Source organism: Streptomyces sp. NPDC046977, from assembly GCF_040644455.1.
Classification (GTDB): domain Bacteria; phylum Actinomycetota; class Actinomycetes; order Streptomycetales; family Streptomycetaceae; genus Actinacidiphila.
Genome location: NZ_JBEYWO010000013.1, coordinates 118,877 through 134,286, shown reverse-complemented (window position 1 = coordinate 134,286; position 15,410 = coordinate 118,877). Strand labels below are relative to the sequence as shown.

Here is a 15,410-nt window from a genome sequence, read left to right as displayed (position 1 = left end):
GAGTGTGTAGTTCACGTTGTGTGTCCATTCCTGCGGTGGTCGCGGATGACCATGGCGGCGCACACGAGGGTGATGGCAATGCAGGCGTAGATGACGGGGTTCACGAATGCCGGAACGAAGCTGTAGATGCGTCCGCTGTTCCAGTGGCAGGTGGCGGTGAGCGGGAAGGCGTTACGAGCGCCGCCTTCACCAACGACTGGGGAAACCGGCTGATGCTCGACCTCACAAGCCCTGCTCTTGGCTGACGCCACGAGAGCCTGTTGACCGGCCCGATCAATCGTCGGCGTCAGGGACACCCCTTGCGGTCGGGACGATCACCACCATGCCCGGCCCGCGCGCCTACCGGGTTCGTGCCGGCCGTACCGATGAGTCTTGTGCCGATCCGCAGTCGATACTGCCGGATCCACCGACAGCGAAGCACATGGAGGCAGTGATGGGCGTCGACGACTCCGGGCAGGAGCGCACGGTCCGGACGGGCGAGCAGGGGAAGCCGGTGAGCGGTCCCAGGGTGCTGGTGGCGGGGGCGAGCATCGCGGGACCCGCGCTGGCCCACTGGCTGCGTCGGTGGGGGGCCGAGGCGACCGTGGTGGAGCGGGCTCCCGAGCTGCGTCCCGGCGGGCAGGCGGTGGACGCGCGGGGGGTCGCCAAGGAGGTCATCGGGCGCATGGGGCTGGACGCGGCGGTCCGCGCGATGTGCACCGACACCGCCGGCGCGCACACCGTGGACGCGGACGGGCGCGTGCTGGAGACCTTCCGCGCGGACGACGACGGTGGCGACGGGTTCATCGCGGATGTCGAGATCCTGCGCGGGGACCTGTCCCAGGTGCTCCACGACGACACCCGCGACGGCGTCGAGTACGTCTTCGGCGACCGGATCGCCGAGCTCGCCCAGGACGCGGACGGGGTCGACGTGGTCTTCGCGGGCGGCAGCCGGCGGCGCTTCGAGCTGGTGGTCGGGGCCGACGGGCTGCACTCGCCGCTGCGGGCGATGGTCTTCGGGCCCCATGAGCGGTTCCTCCGCCACCTCGGGCACGTCCTGGCCTTCTACAGTGTGCCCAACAAGTTCGGGCTGGACCGCTGGCTGCTCGAGTACCAGGACCAGGAGTCCGGGCGCTCGGCCCTCCTGCGCCCGATCCAGGACGCCACCCGGGCGATGGCCATGTTCTACTTCGGCTCGGCTGACTTCGACGTCGACTACCGTGACGTCGCGGCCCAGAAGCGCCTGCTGCGTGAGCGGATGGCGGGCCTGGGCTGGCTCGCCCCCGACATCCTCGCGCACCTGGACGACACCCCGGACTTCTACCTCGACCAGGTCGCCCAGGTGGTGATGGACCGCTGGTCGAGCGGACGGGTGGCGCTGCTGGGTGACGCGGCGTTCAGCTCGTCGCCGATGTCCGGGCAGGGCACCGGGCTGGCACTGGTCGGCGCGTACGTGCTGGCCGGAGAGCTGGCCGCCGCCGAGTGGGACCCCGGGACCGGGTTCGCCCGCTACGAGGCGCGGATGCGCTCGTTCGTCGAGGCCAACCAGGAGATGGGCCGGTTGAACGCCCGCAGCCGCGACCTTCCCGGGCCGGACGCGGAGCCGGCTCCCGATTTCACCGGCGAGTGGTTCACCGAGCTGATCGGGCGCGCGATCAACGGCGTCGAACTCCCCGACTACGCGGGGGTGCCGGACTCCGCGGCCCCGGCCGGATGACGAGGACACGCGGTCGCTGCGGATCGTCCGGCCCGGCGGCACGACAGGCGACGTGCCCGTGCGGCGCAGCGCCGTACGGGCACGCCGTGGGCTACCGCTGGTAGCAGATGCCCGTGTGGCCGCCGTCCTGGCCGCCGCTGTAGTCGTACGCCTGGAACTCGAAGTAGGAGCTGGTCTTGGGACCGAAACGGCCGTCCACGCTCAGCACGTTGGTGCCCCAGTACTGGTTGATCCTCGTCTGGGCGTTCTTCATCGCCTGCTCGGTGGCGGGGCCGAAGTCCGAGTCCTCCCCAATGCTCTGGGCGTAGCAGGCGTTCAGGCTCTCCTGCACGACCAGCACCGCGATGTTGTGGTTCCCCCGGACCACGACGCAGTTGTAGTTTCCCGAGCCGCCGCTCGTCGACGGCACATGGAGGTACCAGGACCCCCAAGCGAGCACGTTTGTGAAGCCGTTGCACGGGACCTCGGCGGCGGAGGCCGTGGGGGCCGCGCCGAACAGGCTGGCGGCCGCCATGAACACCACGGACAGGATTCCAGCGCTTAAGGACTTCCTCATCAAGCCTCCCGGACAGGGCGACACCACGTGGTCGGGGCATCGCCTACGGTCTCGCGGACCCGATCAGAGTGGCAGTGTCCATGACAAATGACAACGGCGTAATCCGGTCATGGTCACGGGCGTGAAGGGTGCGGCTCATCACGTGTCCGGGGCTCCGACGAAGCTGGGATCGCTGCGCACCGACCGCGACTCGACGGGGGTGCGGGGCGTCGATCGCCCCGCCGACGATCCCGGCCAGGCCGGCCACCGTGAAGCCGCCACGCCCAGGCCGGGAGCCACGGCGGCGCCCGGACGGAGCACCGGGCGCCGCCGCGGCTCGCGTTCAGGCGGGGGTCTGGCCGGACTCGCGCTGCAGCCGGACGAGGAGGGCCATGAAGTCCAGGTCGCCCAGGCCGGTCGAGATGCACGCCTGGAGCAGTTGCTGCACGACGCCGGTGACCGGCAGCGGGACCCCACCGGCCGCGGCCGCGTCGAGGGCCAGGTCCAGGTCCTTGCGCATCAGCCGTGAGCTGAACGTGGACGTGTAGTCGTCCGCCAGGAGGGGCCCGATCTTGTACTTCACCAAGGGCGACGCCACGGCCGACGCGCCGACGACCTCCAGGAGCCGGTCCCGCCGCACGCCGTGACCCTCGGCCAACGCGACGCATTCGGCGAGGAGTTCGGCCGTTCCGGCCACCATGAGGTTGAGGGCCAGCTTGATGATGCGGGCGGCCTCGCCCTCGCCCACGTGGAACACATGGGGGCCGATGTCGCGCAGCAGGTCCTCCGCGGCGGCGAAGACGGCGTCCTCGCCCGAGGCGATGATCGTGAGGTTCCCGGCGCGCACGACGCCCGGGTTGCCGCTCACGGGGGCGCGCAGGTAACGCACCCCGGCCGTCTCGGCGGCGGCGGCCACCTCGCCGGACACCTCCGCGGAGACGGTGCTCATCTCGATGAGGGTCCGTCCCTTGCCGGAGGCGGACCGGACGAGCCCCGCGTCGGGCGCGAGCGCCACATCCGCGAGGGCGCGGGAGTCCGCGACCATCGTGATGCAGACCTCCGACCGGTCCCACGCCTCCGCGGGGGCGTCCAGCTCGACCGCGCCCTTCGCCACCAGGGCGTCCGCCCTGCCCTTCGACCGGTTCCACACAGACACGTTGTGGCCTGCCACGACGAGCCGTTCGGCGATGGCGGATCCCATCTGACCGAGGCCCAGTACGGATACGTTCACGTTCATCTCCTGGTTGTTGTACTCACCCGGGGCGCCAGGGCGGGGTCGCGCTACATCGATGCGGCGAGGTGCCAGTCGAAGGCGAGCCGCGCGTGGGACTGGGGATCGCAGAGGCTGCCGAATCGTCCGCCGAAGTAGACGATGGGGTCCGCGTCGGCGGCGTAGCCGCAGTGGGCCACCTCGCCGATGAAGATCGTGTGGTCGCCCGCGGCGACTTCCTCGCTGAGGTCGCAGACGAAGTACGCGGCGGCGCCGTCGACGACGGCGAGGTCGTGGCCGGGGCGCAGCGCCATGCCGGCGAACTTGTCGTCGCACCGGCTCGCGAACCGCAGCGCGTGGTGCTCCTGGCCGCGGGAGAGGACGCTGACGGCGAAGACTCCGGAGCGCGAGATCGCGTCCCTCGACGCCAGGTTGTTCCCGACGCACACCAGCAGCATGAGCGGGTCCAGCGATACGGACGCGACGGCGCTGGCCGTCATCCCCGCCGGTCCGTTCGGCGTCGTCGTGGTCACGATGGTGACCCCGGTCGTGAACCGCGCCATCGCCGCGCGGTAGGTGGCGGCCATGCCCTGCGTGCTCGATGTACCCATGTGGCCCTCCGTTGCCTGTGACGAGACGGCTTGAGCGTCGCCTGTAGCCAAGTGGCCCGAGTGTGACCGGCGACATGTTTATCGACGCGAAATCGGCCGGGCCTACAGGCGCAGTTGCGTGACGAGCCGGCGGACCTCGTCGGACGGCGGCACACCGAGCTCCCGCATCCGTACGACGTAGCGCTGGTAGAGCGCGAGCACGGCGTCGTCGCTGCCGCTGGCGTGCGCCAGTTGGATGGCCAGCCGCCAGGCCTGCTCGCGGTACGGGTCCTCGCGCAGCACCCGGTCGACCAGCCCCTTCGCCTGGCGGTACCGGTTCATCCGGTAGGCGAGCCTGGCCGCGTCGACCCGCGCCGACAGGAAGGTCTCGGCCAGGGCCGCGCGACGCTCGGCGACCCACACGCCCGACACCGTCGCGAGGTAGGGCCCCTTGTCGGCGCTGGTGAGGGCGTCCGACAGCGTCTGCAGGCGGGTCTCCCCGTCCTGTCTGCCGGCCTGGGCGACCAGGTCGACCGCGCGTTGTGCCGAGCCCATGGCCAGCGCGGGGCCGGCCAGCCGGAAGACGTCGCCCTCCTGTGTCGGGCCCAGGTCGTCGGGCAGGACCTCGCGGAGCCGGTAGAGGGCCTGCCGGAGGTAGCTGCGGCCGGCGGCGTCGTTGCGGCCGCCGAAGAGCGCGCCGAGCAGCTCTTCACGGGTGGCGCTGCGGCCGGGTGTGCCCAGCAGATAGCTGAGGAGCTCGACGCTCTTGGTCAGGCGGGGCTGGGCCGCGGTCCCGTCGACGGTGAGGGACGGGTCCCCGAACTCCTCCAGTACGAGGCGGGGCCTGCTCACGTTGACGCGTACGGGATCCTGGCCGGAGAGCGCGGCGAGGATCTCGTGCCAGGGCGACATGCGGCTGGACCGGGTGTCCGCGGCTCTGGCCGCGACGGACGGCACGTCCGCCAGGGCCGTCAGCAACAGGTGCTGCGACCCTTGTGTCGCGGCCGAGGCGATCGCCAGGTCGGCCGTGGCGTCGGACTCGTCCTCGCGGCCCAGCCGCCATTGGGCCTCGGCCAGGTACACGGCGGCTGTCGGCAGATCGAGGCGGCGGTCGCCCCTCTGCATGCTCAGGACGCATTCGGCGAGGAGTTCGTGCCCTTCGGCATCCCTGTCCTGGAGCAGCATCGACAGGCCCGACCACATCAGCCACGCCTCCCGGGTGAGGACGTACTCCGCGACCCCGCCTGCGGCGGCCTCCGCCAGTACCCGGTCGGCACGCCGTGTGTCGCGCTCGAAGCGCAGCAACAGCTTGGCCTCGGCGAGCAGGCCCATGTTCCGGTAGACCTTGGAGCCGGTCGCCGCGATGAGGTCCCTTCCTCGCGCGACGGACGCGCGGGCCTCCTCGCCGCGGCCGAGGTCGAGCATGAGGTCGACGGCGTCGATGGCGTGCAGCCAGGCCGGCTGGGAGGAACCGCTGCGCGGCTCGAACATCGACATCGCCGCGTCGAGCCGCCCGGTGGCGCGCAGCGCGGCGACGACCCAGGGGCCGCCGAGGGTGGTGCGCCAGGGGTCGAACAACCCCGGTTCGTCGAGTCCTTCGAGGCGGCCCCGCATGAAGGCCAAGCGCATCAGGAGACCGTCCAGCGGGCCGGACGGCGTGGCCGAGTACTCGGGGAACGGGGGCGGCTCCTCGCCGGTGGCCAGTGCGATCAGCGTGTGCGCGATGGAGGAGTTCCGGCCGGGCGACAGCTGATCGGCGATGGACCGCGCCTCCTCGATGCGGCCGGAGTGCCACAGGCACCAGCAGGCCAGGACGAGGGCCTCCTCGAAGTCGGGCGATCCCGGCTCCGGAAGCCAGCCGTACCCATGGCGGTCGACGAGCTGCACGCCCCGGTCGCACTGCTCCAGCGCGAAGGCGACACGCAGGATGACCGCTCCGATCTGCGGGGTGGGCGTGCGGGCCGACGCCCCCAGTGCGTCGAGCCAGCGTGCCGCGGGCGCGAAGTCCATCCGTGCGACGAGGGCGGGAAGGGTGACGGAGGCGAGCCGCCCGGCCTCCTCCACGTCCCCGAGCCGCAGCAGTTCGTCGACGGCCTCCTCACGCTCGCCGCGGGCGATCAGCAGGTCGGCGTGCCGCCGGCGGATGCCGGCGAGGGTCTCGGCGTCCTGCCGTCCGAGAGAGGCCTGGAGGAAGTCGCGGAAGACCGGGTGCGGCGTCATGCGCGCGCCGTCGGAGGACCACGTCACCGGAAGATGCCGGGCGCGGAGGTCCGCCATGACCTGTGCCGCGTTCTCCTGGCCCATGGCGCGGGCGCCCTCGACGGACACCTCCCCCAGCGGACCGGTGTGCAGGAGGAACGTTCTCTCCTCCGGGGAGAGCGAGTTGAAGACATTCGCCGCGACGTAGGAGCGCAGCGAGTCGGGGTCCGGCTCGTGCGACTGCGCATGGCGCCAGCCCGCGAACAGCACGCCGGTGACCCAGCCTCCCGTGGCCGCGACCGCCTGGGCCGGGTGCACGTCGGGGTGGCCCACGGTGCGCAGCGCGGCGCCGGCTTCCTGGTCGTCGAAGGCGAGGTCGCCCTCCACCAGTTCGCCCACCCGGTCGCGTTCGCTCGTCGGGCCCAGGTCGAGGCGGACGTCCACGCGGGAGACCAGGACGAGGTTCACGTCGGACGGCAGGTAGCGGGCGAAGGAGGACAGCACCGCGATGCAGGCCTCGTCGGACGCGATCCGCTCCACGTTGTCGCAGACGAGGATCAGCCCGCTGCCCTGGAGGCTCTCGGCCAGCAGACCCGCCGCCTCACCGATGTGCAGGCCGCCGCCCACCGCGTCGGAGGCCACGTCGGCGGCGCCGGGGACGGGTCCCTCGACGGCCGCTTCGAGGTAGACGAGCAGGCGTCCGGCGGCGCACTCGGTACCGTCCAGCGACAGCCAGGCGACGGGCCTGTCCAGGCCCGCGACGGCCAGGGCCACCGCCGTGGTCTTGCCGGCCCCGGCGGTCGCGAAGACGTTCACCACGGTGTGGCGGTCGAGCACGTCCCGCAACCGCTGGTTGAGTCGTTCGCGGACGACGACGTCCTTCGCCGGCTGCGGCGCCGCCAGTTTCCGCCTGATGATCGCGCGACGGCGTCGGCCCGGCGCCGTGGGGCCGCTCGGCCGGTCTGCTGCGGAGTCATCCATCGGTGGTCGCGCCTCCGTTGTCCCTGGGCGAGTGGTTCCGATGCGGCCGGTGGCCCCTGGCCCGGGACGGTCAGCGGCCTGCCGGCGGGGGCGCCGCGACGGGCGCGGGGGTGTCCGGGTCCGCCGTCCCGCACGGATCCTGGACGCCCCCCGCGCCTTCGAGGCGCTAGTGCTCCTCGGGGAGGCTGCGCCAGTCGTCGGGGAAGAAGAAGCCGTCCGAGGTCGGAGGGATCGGCGACTGCACCTCGATCCAACGGGCGGGCTCGTCACGCTCGTTGACGAATCCGTGGGTGCCGTTGGTCCCGGCCCACACCAGATCGCCCGTCTCGACGATCTCGTCCTTGCCGTCGAGGGTCCCCCGCATGCCGCCGGAGGTGAAGTAGTAGATCTCCTCGAACGGGTGGTAGTGGACCTTGGCGGCCTGGCCCGGACCGGACTTCGGCGCTATCTCGCACACGAAGACGGTGTGGTGCTGCGCTCCCAGGAGCTGGTCGACCATCATCCTCAGGCTGATGTTCTTGACGTTGGGACCGTGGTAGCCCGGCATCGACAGCTGCGCGTACGGGGCCATGTCCGAGTCCTGGAAGTGCCCGACGAAGCGGTGCCGGGGGTCCGTCTCCGAGGGGCGGCCGAGGTTCTCCCCCGGCGCGGGCGTGGCAGCGATACGGCTGCGGGCGCCGTCGAAGGTCGGCGGCTTGGGCGCGCGGACCCCGAGCCAGGTCAGTCCCTCGTCGCCGGCGGACAGCGCGTGGGCGACACCGACGGGAGCGACACCGTAGTCGCCGCTGCCCAGTTCGTAGCGCAGCCCGGCGAAGGCGGCCTCGCCGGATCCGCCGGTGATGAACCACGACTCCTCGAAGGGGCAGCGGGTCCAGCCCGCGGTCGCCCCGGGCGCCAGCTCGTACAGACTCACCTCCAGGTGGTCGGCACCGTGCTCGTGTCCGACCAGGAGCGCCTGCCGCAGCCCCGGCACGCCCTCGACGTCGGAGAACGTCCGCTCCGACGCGCGTGAGATGTAGTAAGCCATGTCAACTTCTCCGTTCACACGCGAGGGCGCCGGTGCCGGCGTCCCTCGCCCAGTTGCTGCTGATCCTGTTCGGGACCTGCGCGGGCGACGGTGCGGACAGGCGGTCCGCGGACGGCCGCCGCCGTCGCGGACCGCCCCCCGCACCGTCATGCGGCTCAGCGGACCCGTGAGCCCTCGAGCTGCGCGCCGTCGAGGCGCCGGGCGTACTCGGCCTGCTGGGTGTAGGCCGTCGCCTCGGGGGCGGCGGGCTCCGAGAGGCCGCAGACCTTCCGGGCGAGCTGGGTCAGCGGCCCGGTGGGCGACAGCTCCGAGCGGGTCATCGTGCGCATGCGGGTGCCGAGCAGGGGGGTTCCGTTGAACTGCTCGAAGGTGCTGACCCGGTCGCCGAAGTCAGAGAGGAACAGGTCTCGGATGACGCGCGAGATGCGGACGCGGTCGTAGGGCTCGCCGGCCGCGCCTGCCTGCAGCGGCTCCAGCCACTGGTGGAGCTCGGGGTTGTTCCACTGTTCCTCGGTGGGGAACAGGAGCGAGGCGCGGCCGGCGAGGTCGACCACCTCGTTCCTCATTTCCGCGTACCTCTCCAGGTAGTACGAGCGGCCGAAGTCGAAGAGCAGGACGTTCGGCTTGTAGAGGCCCGACGGCGAGATGAAACCTTCCGTCTCGGACGCGATCACATGGGCGCGCATCGTCTGGTAGAACTCGACGAGACGCGCCAGGCGCGCCTGTACCGGCGGAATCTGGTACGTGCCGAGGTGCTCGGTGATCAGCATCGCGAGTCCGACCATGAGTTCGGCGCGGACCATCTGCCGGATCAGCGACTCGTAGTGCGTCCAGTCGAAGATGCGCTGCGGGTAGAGCGAGGCGTGCTCGGGACTTCCGATGTGGAATACGAGCTCCCACGGAATGAACACGTTGTCGAAGATGACGGTGCATTCCAGCTCGTCGCCGGCCGAGGAGATCGGGTGATTGTCGGGGTCGTCACGGACCGTCGCCTCGCGGGAGACGATCGTGACGCCCTGCGCGTTCGCGGGACAGGCGCCGTAGATGACCTGTTCGCTCTCGATTCCCGGGCGGTAGAAGACGCCGATGTGGATGTAGTCGGCGAACGGCACACCGGTGGCCACAGCTTTGACACCGTTGACGACGATGCCGTCGTCGCGGGTCTCCACGACACGCAGCGCGGTCGTGGCCGCGTGCTGCTTGGACCGGTCGATCTGGGGGTCGATGAAGGCGAAGGCGCAGTTGAGGTCACCCTCCTTCACCATTTCCAGGAACTTCCGGATGCCCGCGGTCAGGTCACGCCCGCCGGTGCCCACGGACTGGTCGCTCCACGGCTGCGGGTCCTCCTCGTAGGTGACCAAGCCGTAGTTGTTGGCGCACGGGGTGCGCCCGATCGATCCGCCGTCGAGCTCGCGGACCACGGTCTCCAGGTACACACGCTTGCGCCGCAGGCCCTCGGCGTCCCCGTGCTTGAACCACATCATCGAACGACGCACCCCGTCGTCGTCGACGAAGGTCATGGCGTCCTGCATCTCGGGCTCGTGATGCAGGTCGTAGAACTTCGCGAAGGTCTTGGCCGCTGCACGGGTCTTCGGGTGCGTCGTGACGTCGTCGACCCGATCGCCTCCGACCCAGACAACGCGTCCGTCCCTGAGGGACTCCAAGTACTGGTCGCCAGTTCGCATTGAATGCCACCTTCCCACTTCACCGAGTACCGTCGTGCATGCACCGCTCCTGCCGGGTCGTCCCGGAATTCCCGCGCGGCAGGACGCCGCGTGGGAATTCCGGGAGCCCGTTCGGGAGCCCTTTGTGTGAACCCGTTCTCAACGGCTCGGGGCACGGGAAATCAGCGCCGCGTGGATCGGCCGTCCGAAATGCTCAATGGCGTCGACGGCACGTTCCGGTGCGGCGGAATCTCGCCCGACCGTTGATTTCCCAGAGGTTAGCCAGGAGATGTTAGGCGGCCGTTAATCGGGTGAGGGCGCCGTGAGCAACGTTGTCGTGCCGTCCGGTCGCGTGGCGGATCCCTGCTCGCACGTACACCCCCTCCCTTCCAAGAACGATCATTCGTTTCGCGTTGCCCATCCTGAGGCATCGGACAGTCGACGTCTAGACGAACGTTCGTTTTTCTTGAGTGGCCGAAGCGCCCCTCGCCCGCCCGGTGGCCGGAACGCACACGTCGCCCCCCTGCTGGGGAGGGCGACGTGTGGGTGCCGGCGAGCCGCGGGAGGTTGTGCCCGGTCGTCAGAGTCCGGCGACGGCCTGCGCGTCCGGGCTCGGCGGGTCCGGGGTGTGCGCCGGGGCCGACGCCCATCGGTCGAAGCGGTCGGTGGGGGCGTTGGTGACGCGGAACGTGCCGTCGCCGCCCGAGAACGCCACCGGCAGCGTGTACCACCATGGGGTGTGCGGGCCGCGGACGAGGGAGATGTCCGTACGGCCGTCCCCGTCGAAGTCGCCCGCCTGCCCCCTCACTCCGGGTACGGAGGCCCAGCCGGCGAAGTCGACCGAGGAGGCGTTCGTGACCCGGAACGTACCGTCCCCGCCCGAGAACGCCACCGGCACCGAACCCCAGCCGCTCCCCCCGACCAGCGCGACGTCCGCCCGCCCGTCGTGATTGAAGTCGCCGGGGACGACCTGCACCCCCGCCACCTGAGCCCACGCCGCGAAGTCGGACGAGGGCGCGTTGGTGACCCGGAAGGTGCCGTCGCCGCCCGAGAACGCCACCGGCAGCGTGTACCACCACGGCGTGCCGGGGCCCGGGACGAGAGTGATGTCCGTGCGGCCGTCCCCGTCGACATCGCCCGCCTCGATCCTCGCCCCCGGGACGGATGCCCAGCCCGCGAAGGCTACGGAGGAGGCGTTCGTGACCCGGAACGTACCGTCTCCGCCCGAGAACGCCACCGGCACCGAACCCCAGCCGCTCCCCCCGACCAGCGCGAGATCAGTGCGGCCGTCGTGATTGAAGTCGCCGGGGACGACCTGCGCACCCGGCACCTGAGCCCATCCGGCGAAGCTGTTCACGGACGCGTTGGTGATGCGGAAGGAACCGTCCCCGTTGGAGAACGCCACCGGGACCGAACCCCAGCCGGGACCGCCTACCAGCGCGATGTCCGAGCGGCCGTCCCCGTCGAAGTCGCCCACCTGCGGCTTCACGCCCGGCAGGGACGCCCACGCGGCGAAGTCGCCGACGCCGGACCTCGTGGCCCGGAACGTCCCGCCGCCGGCGGCGAGAGCCACCGGCAGGGTGTTCCAGCCCTCCGCGCCCAGCGCGGCGAGGTCGGTACGGCCGTCTCCGTCGAAGTCCCCGCTGAAGGTCCGGGCTCCGGGTGCGGCCGCGAGGCGGGGGAAGTCGCCGGCCGCGGCAATGTCCTGGGAGAAGCCGCCGTCCCCCTGGGAGGACGCCACGGGCAGGCCCTGCCACGCGTCCGAGGCGCTGAGCGCCATGTCGGTGCGGCCGTCGCCGTTGAAGTCGCCGCTGGAGACGGCCGCGGTCGCGGTGGTCGAGGAGGCGCCCTGACCCGGGTTGACGAACACCCCGCCGGGATAACCGACGTCGCACAGGCCGTCGCTGTCGACGTCGCCGAGCGAGACGTCCGCGAGCCTCGTCGTCGACTGGTCGAGGTAACTCCAGCGGCCGCCGAGCGCGCTGGACTGGTACCACCAGGTGATGCCGGTGGCGATGAAGGCGTCGCTGACCCCGTCGCCGTCGAAGTCGCAGTACTTGCGCTGGCCGCCGGTGTACGAGTCCAGCGTGTTGGCGGACTGGTGCAGTCCGGTCTCGGTCTGGTCCAGCGCCGCGTGGATCGGCAGGATCGAGCCCACCCACAGGTTCGAGTGCTGGAAGACGTTGTGGGACACCGTCATGCCGATGCTGGGGGTGCCGCGCAGTTTGACGCCCGTCCCGTTGGTGTACCAGACCGTGTTGTACTCCACGTCCATGTACTCGCCCGCCGAGCCGCACTCGTAGCTGCACGACGAGTCGTTGCCGTGCATGTCGATCTCATGGGTGTGCCAGACATGGGAGTTGTCCCCGCCGCCGCCCCAGATCAGGTTGCGGTACGCGAGGTAGCCGTCGCCGGCCGAACCGTCGCCGGTGATGGCGTGCCGGTTGTAGTCGAACACGTTCCGCTCGACCAGGGAGTAGGCGCCGTGGCTCATCACCACGCCGTAGCCCGCACCGTGACCGCAGCAGAAGGTGCCGGTGGGGTGCTGGTTGTGGTGGATGTAGTTGTCGTGCACCCACACGGTCCGGGCGTTCTGCAGGCCGATCCGGTTCTGGCCGTCCAGGACGCTCAGCGCCGCTCCGCGCCAGTGGTCGATCTCGCTGTGGTCGATCTCCACGTTCAGACTCGAATTCACACGGATTCCGTCGGAGTCGCTGGTGTCGACCGCCGAGTACGGGTCGTCGCTCTCCCCGCCCTGCAACCGGATGCCGCTGATCCGCACGTTGTCGCTGTGGGTGCCGTCCCCGTCGTTCCCGACCATCAACAGGATGCGCGGGAAGGATGTGGTGAACAACCGCGGCCCCCGCGGGCGCTGCGAACGGTCACCCAGGATCTGCACGCCCGGGGCGACCGGCAGGGACTCCCGGCCGGTCAGGTCCAGGTCGACGTTCCCGGCGATGCGCACCACCGCGTCCGGTGTGGCGATCGCCTGGACGAACAGGTCCTGCTGGCTGTTGGACGTGATGGAGAAAGCCGGCGCCGCGGCGGGGGCGGCGGACGCCGCCGGACCTCCACCGAGCAGCAACCCGAACGCGAGCGCCACGGCGCCGCCCAGGGCGGAGCGCCGAAGCCCGAAAAAGCCCACGACTGAGTCCCCTTCGAAGGAATGGACGAATGGATGTACCCCTGCCAGGTGGGCGTTCCAGGCCGTGCCGTCGCGTGCCGCGCCGTGCCGTCGCCGTCCCCCGCCGGGCTCCGGATGCGGCGGGCAGCCGACCCTCACGGTTCGTCAACGTGCCGTACCACGTGCGGCTGTTCCCCGGCTCCGGGCTCTGCGATAGCCTTACTCGCCGTCCTCCGCCTGTGGCAGGCCACCGATCACGACCGACACGGCGGTCCGGCGGGCCCTCCCCCTGGCGTTGTCAAGTGCACCCAGGAGAGAAACCTGCCGTGAACGATGTCGATGCGCCCGCGCGGGACGCGACGGATCCGGAGGGACCGGCGGCGGAGCGGTCCGCCGAACTCCGGACGCTGCTCGACGAGGGCACCCGTGCCGTCGTCGACGACGGCGATCTGCGCGCCGGCCGCGACCGGTTCGAACGGGCCTACCGGATGGCCGAGTCGGCCGGCGACGCGCGGGCGATGGCGGTGGCGGCCCTCGGCTTCGGCGGCCTGTGGGTGCACGAACACCGCACGGTGGCGGGCTCGGTGCTTTTGGAATCCCGGATACGCCGGGCACTGGACGTGCTGGACCCCGAGTCGTCGCTGGCCCTGCGACTGCGGATCCGGCTGGCCGGCGAGGGCGACTACCGCCGCAGCGACCAGACGGCCGTGCTGGCGCTGCTCGAACAGGCGCGGTCCCGGCGCAGTCCCATGGCACGCGCGGAGGCCCTGAGCCTGGCCCACCACTGCCTGATCGGCCCGGAGCACGGCACGCTGCGCCGCGAACTGGCCGCCGAACTCGTCGCGGAGAGCTTCCGCACCTCGCGCCGCAGCGATCTGCTGATGGGGCTGCTGTGGCAGACCGTCGACATGTTCCTGGACGGCGACCCGCACGCGGAACGCTGCCTGGCCGAACTGCGCGGCCTGCTGAGAGAGCAGGACCACCTCGCGGTGGGCTTCGTCGTGAACGCGATGGGCGTCATGCTCGCCGTCCGCGCGGGCCGCCTGGACGAGGCCGAGGAACTGGCCCGCGCCTGCACCGAGCGCGGTACCGCCGCGGGGGACGTCAACGCCACGGTGTGGCAGGCCGCTCAGCTGGTGACCATCCGCTGGTACCAGGGCCGGGTGGTGGAACTGGTGCCGCTGCTCAGCGAAGTGGTCAACTCCCCCACGCTGAGCGCCGTGGACGACCACGCCCTGGCCGCGCTCGCCGTGGCGGCGGTGACGGCCGGGGACCGGCGCAAGGCGGTCAGCGCACTGGCCACCCTGTGCGGTCGCGACCTCGGCGACCTGCCCCGGTCGAGCAGCTGGATGGTGACGATGCACGGTGTCGCCGAGGCCGCCTACCTCCTCGACGACACCGCCACGGCGGCGCGGGTCTACGAACTGCTGAGCCCGTACGGGCACTTGCCCATGGTGGGCAGTCTCGCCGTCGCCTGCTTCGGTTCGGCCCAGCACGCCCTGGGGGTCGCGGCACTGACCACGGGGGACGTCGACCGTGCCGTCGCCCATCTGCGGGACGCGGTACGGCAGAACCTCGCCCTCGCGCACTGGCCCGCGGTCACGGCGTCCCGGGAGCGGCTGGCGACGGCGCTCGTACGGGCCGGGCGGCCTGCGGAGGCCGACGCCGTCCGGCAGGAGGAGACCGCGGTCGCGGAGGAGACCACGGCGGCACCGGTGGACGACCGCGGAAGCGACCGGTCGCCGACGGCGGTCTGCACCTGCACCCGGCTGGGCCGCAAGTGGCAGATCGGGCTCGGCGGGCGCAGCGTGCTGGTGGAGCACAGTGTGGGGATGCTGCACCTGGTGGTGCTGATCGCCAATCCGCGCCAGGAGATCCGGGCCGTCGACCTGGTGGCGGGGCTCACCGCGCTCAGCGAGGCCCCCGAGCGTCCGGCCCTGTCCGGGCAGCCGGTGCTGGACCGGGTGGCGACGCAGGAGTACCGGGACCGCCTGGCCCGGCTGCGCGCGGAGCTGGACGAATTCAGGACGGCCGGCGACGACGACCGAGCGGCTGCCGCCCAGGCCGAGCACGACTGGCTCAAGGGCCAACTCGCCGGCGCCACCGGCCTGAACGGCCGCGCCCGCCGCTTCCCCGAGGGCAAGGAACGCTCCCGGGTCGCGGTGAGCAAGGCCGTCCGCCGGGCCCTGGACAGGATCGCGGCGGCCGACCCCGTGATCGGTGAGCACCTGCGGCACGCCGTCCACACCGGCGTCCGCTGCTCGTACTGGCCGGACTGACGGCCCGCGGGCCGCGGGGAGACCTGCTGTTCCGGTTGGCCGGGTGCAGCGGCCCGAGTGGAGCCCGGATCTGCTGGGGTCCACGAGCACCGGCATGAGGCGCGC

10 protein-coding genes are annotated in these 15,410 nt (G+C 71.4%); 2 read left to right on the top strand and 8 right to left on the bottom strand.

The genetic code is table 11. From position 1 onward, the window contains the following. Positions 1–11: 11 nt before the first annotated feature. Positions 12–296, bottom strand: a complete 285-nt coding sequence (locus tag ABZ883_RS21070; RefSeq protein ID WP_360908102.1) for a hypothetical protein — start codon at positions 294–296, stop codon at positions 12–14. Positions 297–433: 137 nt separating this feature from the next. Here ABZ883_RS21070 and ABZ883_RS21065 point away from each other — a divergent pair, with 137 nt between their 5' ends. Continuing rightward, a complete protein-coding gene (locus ABZ883_RS21065; RefSeq protein WP_360908100.1) occupies positions 434–1,696 on the top strand; it encodes an FAD-dependent monooxygenase in 1,263 nt (420 codons plus the stop codon). 91 nt (positions 1,697–1,787) lie between these two features. Here the strand turns inward: ABZ883_RS21065 and ABZ883_RS21060 are convergent, their stop codons facing one another. The 7 genes from ABZ883_RS21060 to ABZ883_RS21030 form a co-directional block, all read right to left on the bottom strand. Continuing rightward, the gene (locus tag ABZ883_RS21060) at positions 1,788–2,252 is read right to left on the bottom strand and encodes a hypothetical protein (protein ID WP_360908098.1); all 465 of its coding nucleotides are present in this window, start codon (positions 2,250–2,252) and stop codon (positions 1,788–1,790) included. Positions 2,253–2,574: 322 nt separating this feature from the next. After that, positions 2,575–3,462, bottom strand: a complete 888-nt coding sequence (locus ABZ883_RS21055; protein ID WP_360908096.1) for an NAD(P)-dependent oxidoreductase — start codon at positions 3,460–3,462, stop codon at positions 2,575–2,577. 50 nt (positions 3,463–3,512) lie between these two features. Then, positions 3,513–4,052 (bottom strand): flavin reductase family protein, encoded by a 540-nt coding sequence (locus ABZ883_RS21050; protein WP_360908094.1) that lies wholly within the window; start codon positions 4,050–4,052, stop codon positions 3,513–3,515. A 102-nt stretch (positions 4,053–4,154) separates the two neighbouring features. Then, complete coding sequence (locus ABZ883_RS21045) at positions 4,155–7,211, bottom strand: BTAD domain-containing putative transcriptional regulator (RefSeq protein WP_360908092.1); 3,057 nt, start codon at positions 7,209–7,211, stop codon at positions 4,155–4,157. Between the two features lie 166 nt (positions 7,212–7,377). Next, a complete protein-coding gene (locus ABZ883_RS21040; RefSeq protein ID WP_360908090.1) occupies positions 7,378–8,238 on the bottom strand; it encodes a cupin domain-containing protein in 861 nt (286 codons plus the stop codon). Between the two features lie 155 nt (positions 8,239–8,393). Beyond that, entirely contained in the window at positions 8,394–9,923 is a 1,530-nt protein-coding gene (locus ABZ883_RS21035; RefSeq protein ID WP_360908088.1) for a 4-hydroxyphenylacetate 3-hydroxylase N-terminal domain-containing protein, read from the bottom strand. Between the two features lie 559 nt (positions 9,924–10,482). Next, on the bottom strand, positions 10,483–13,047 hold the full coding sequence (locus ABZ883_RS21030; RefSeq protein ID WP_360908086.1) for an FG-GAP-like repeat-containing protein: 2,565 nt from the start codon (positions 13,045–13,047) through the stop codon (positions 10,483–10,485). Positions 13,048–13,352: 305 nt separating this feature from the next. On the opposite strand from ABZ883_RS21030, the gene ABZ883_RS21025 reads away from it, so the two are divergent. Then, the gene (locus ABZ883_RS21025; RefSeq protein WP_360908084.1) at positions 13,353–15,305 is read left to right on the top strand and encodes a hypothetical protein; all 1,953 of its coding nucleotides are present in this window, start codon (positions 13,353–13,355) and stop codon (positions 15,303–15,305) included. Positions 15,306–15,410 lie beyond the last annotated feature (105 nt).

What these genes read in the sequence shown, in the direction of transcription:
- ABZ883_RS21045 (WP_360908092.1), bottom strand. Translation starts at nt 7,211, where the DNA reads ATGGATGACTCCGCAGCAGACCGGCCGAGCGGCCCCACGGCGCCGGGC.
- ABZ883_RS21035 (WP_360908088.1), bottom strand. Translation starts at nt 9,923, where the DNA reads ATGCGAACTGGCGACCAGTACTTGGAGTCCCTCAGGGACGGACGCGTT.
- ABZ883_RS21050 (WP_360908094.1), bottom strand. Translation starts at nt 4,052, where the DNA reads ATGGGTACATCGAGCACGCAGGGCATGGCCGCCACCTACCGCGCGGCG.
- ABZ883_RS21060 (WP_360908098.1), bottom strand. Translation starts at nt 2,252, where the DNA reads ATGAGGAAGTCCTTAAGCGCTGGAATCCTGTCCGTGGTGTTCATGGCG.
- ABZ883_RS21040 (WP_360908090.1), bottom strand. Translation starts at nt 8,238, where the DNA reads ATGGCTTACTACATCTCACGCGCGTCGGAGCGGACGTTCTCCGACGTC.
- ABZ883_RS21065 (WP_360908100.1), top strand. Translation starts at nt 434, where the DNA reads ATGGGCGTCGACGACTCCGGGCAGGAGCGCACGGTCCGGACGGGCGAG.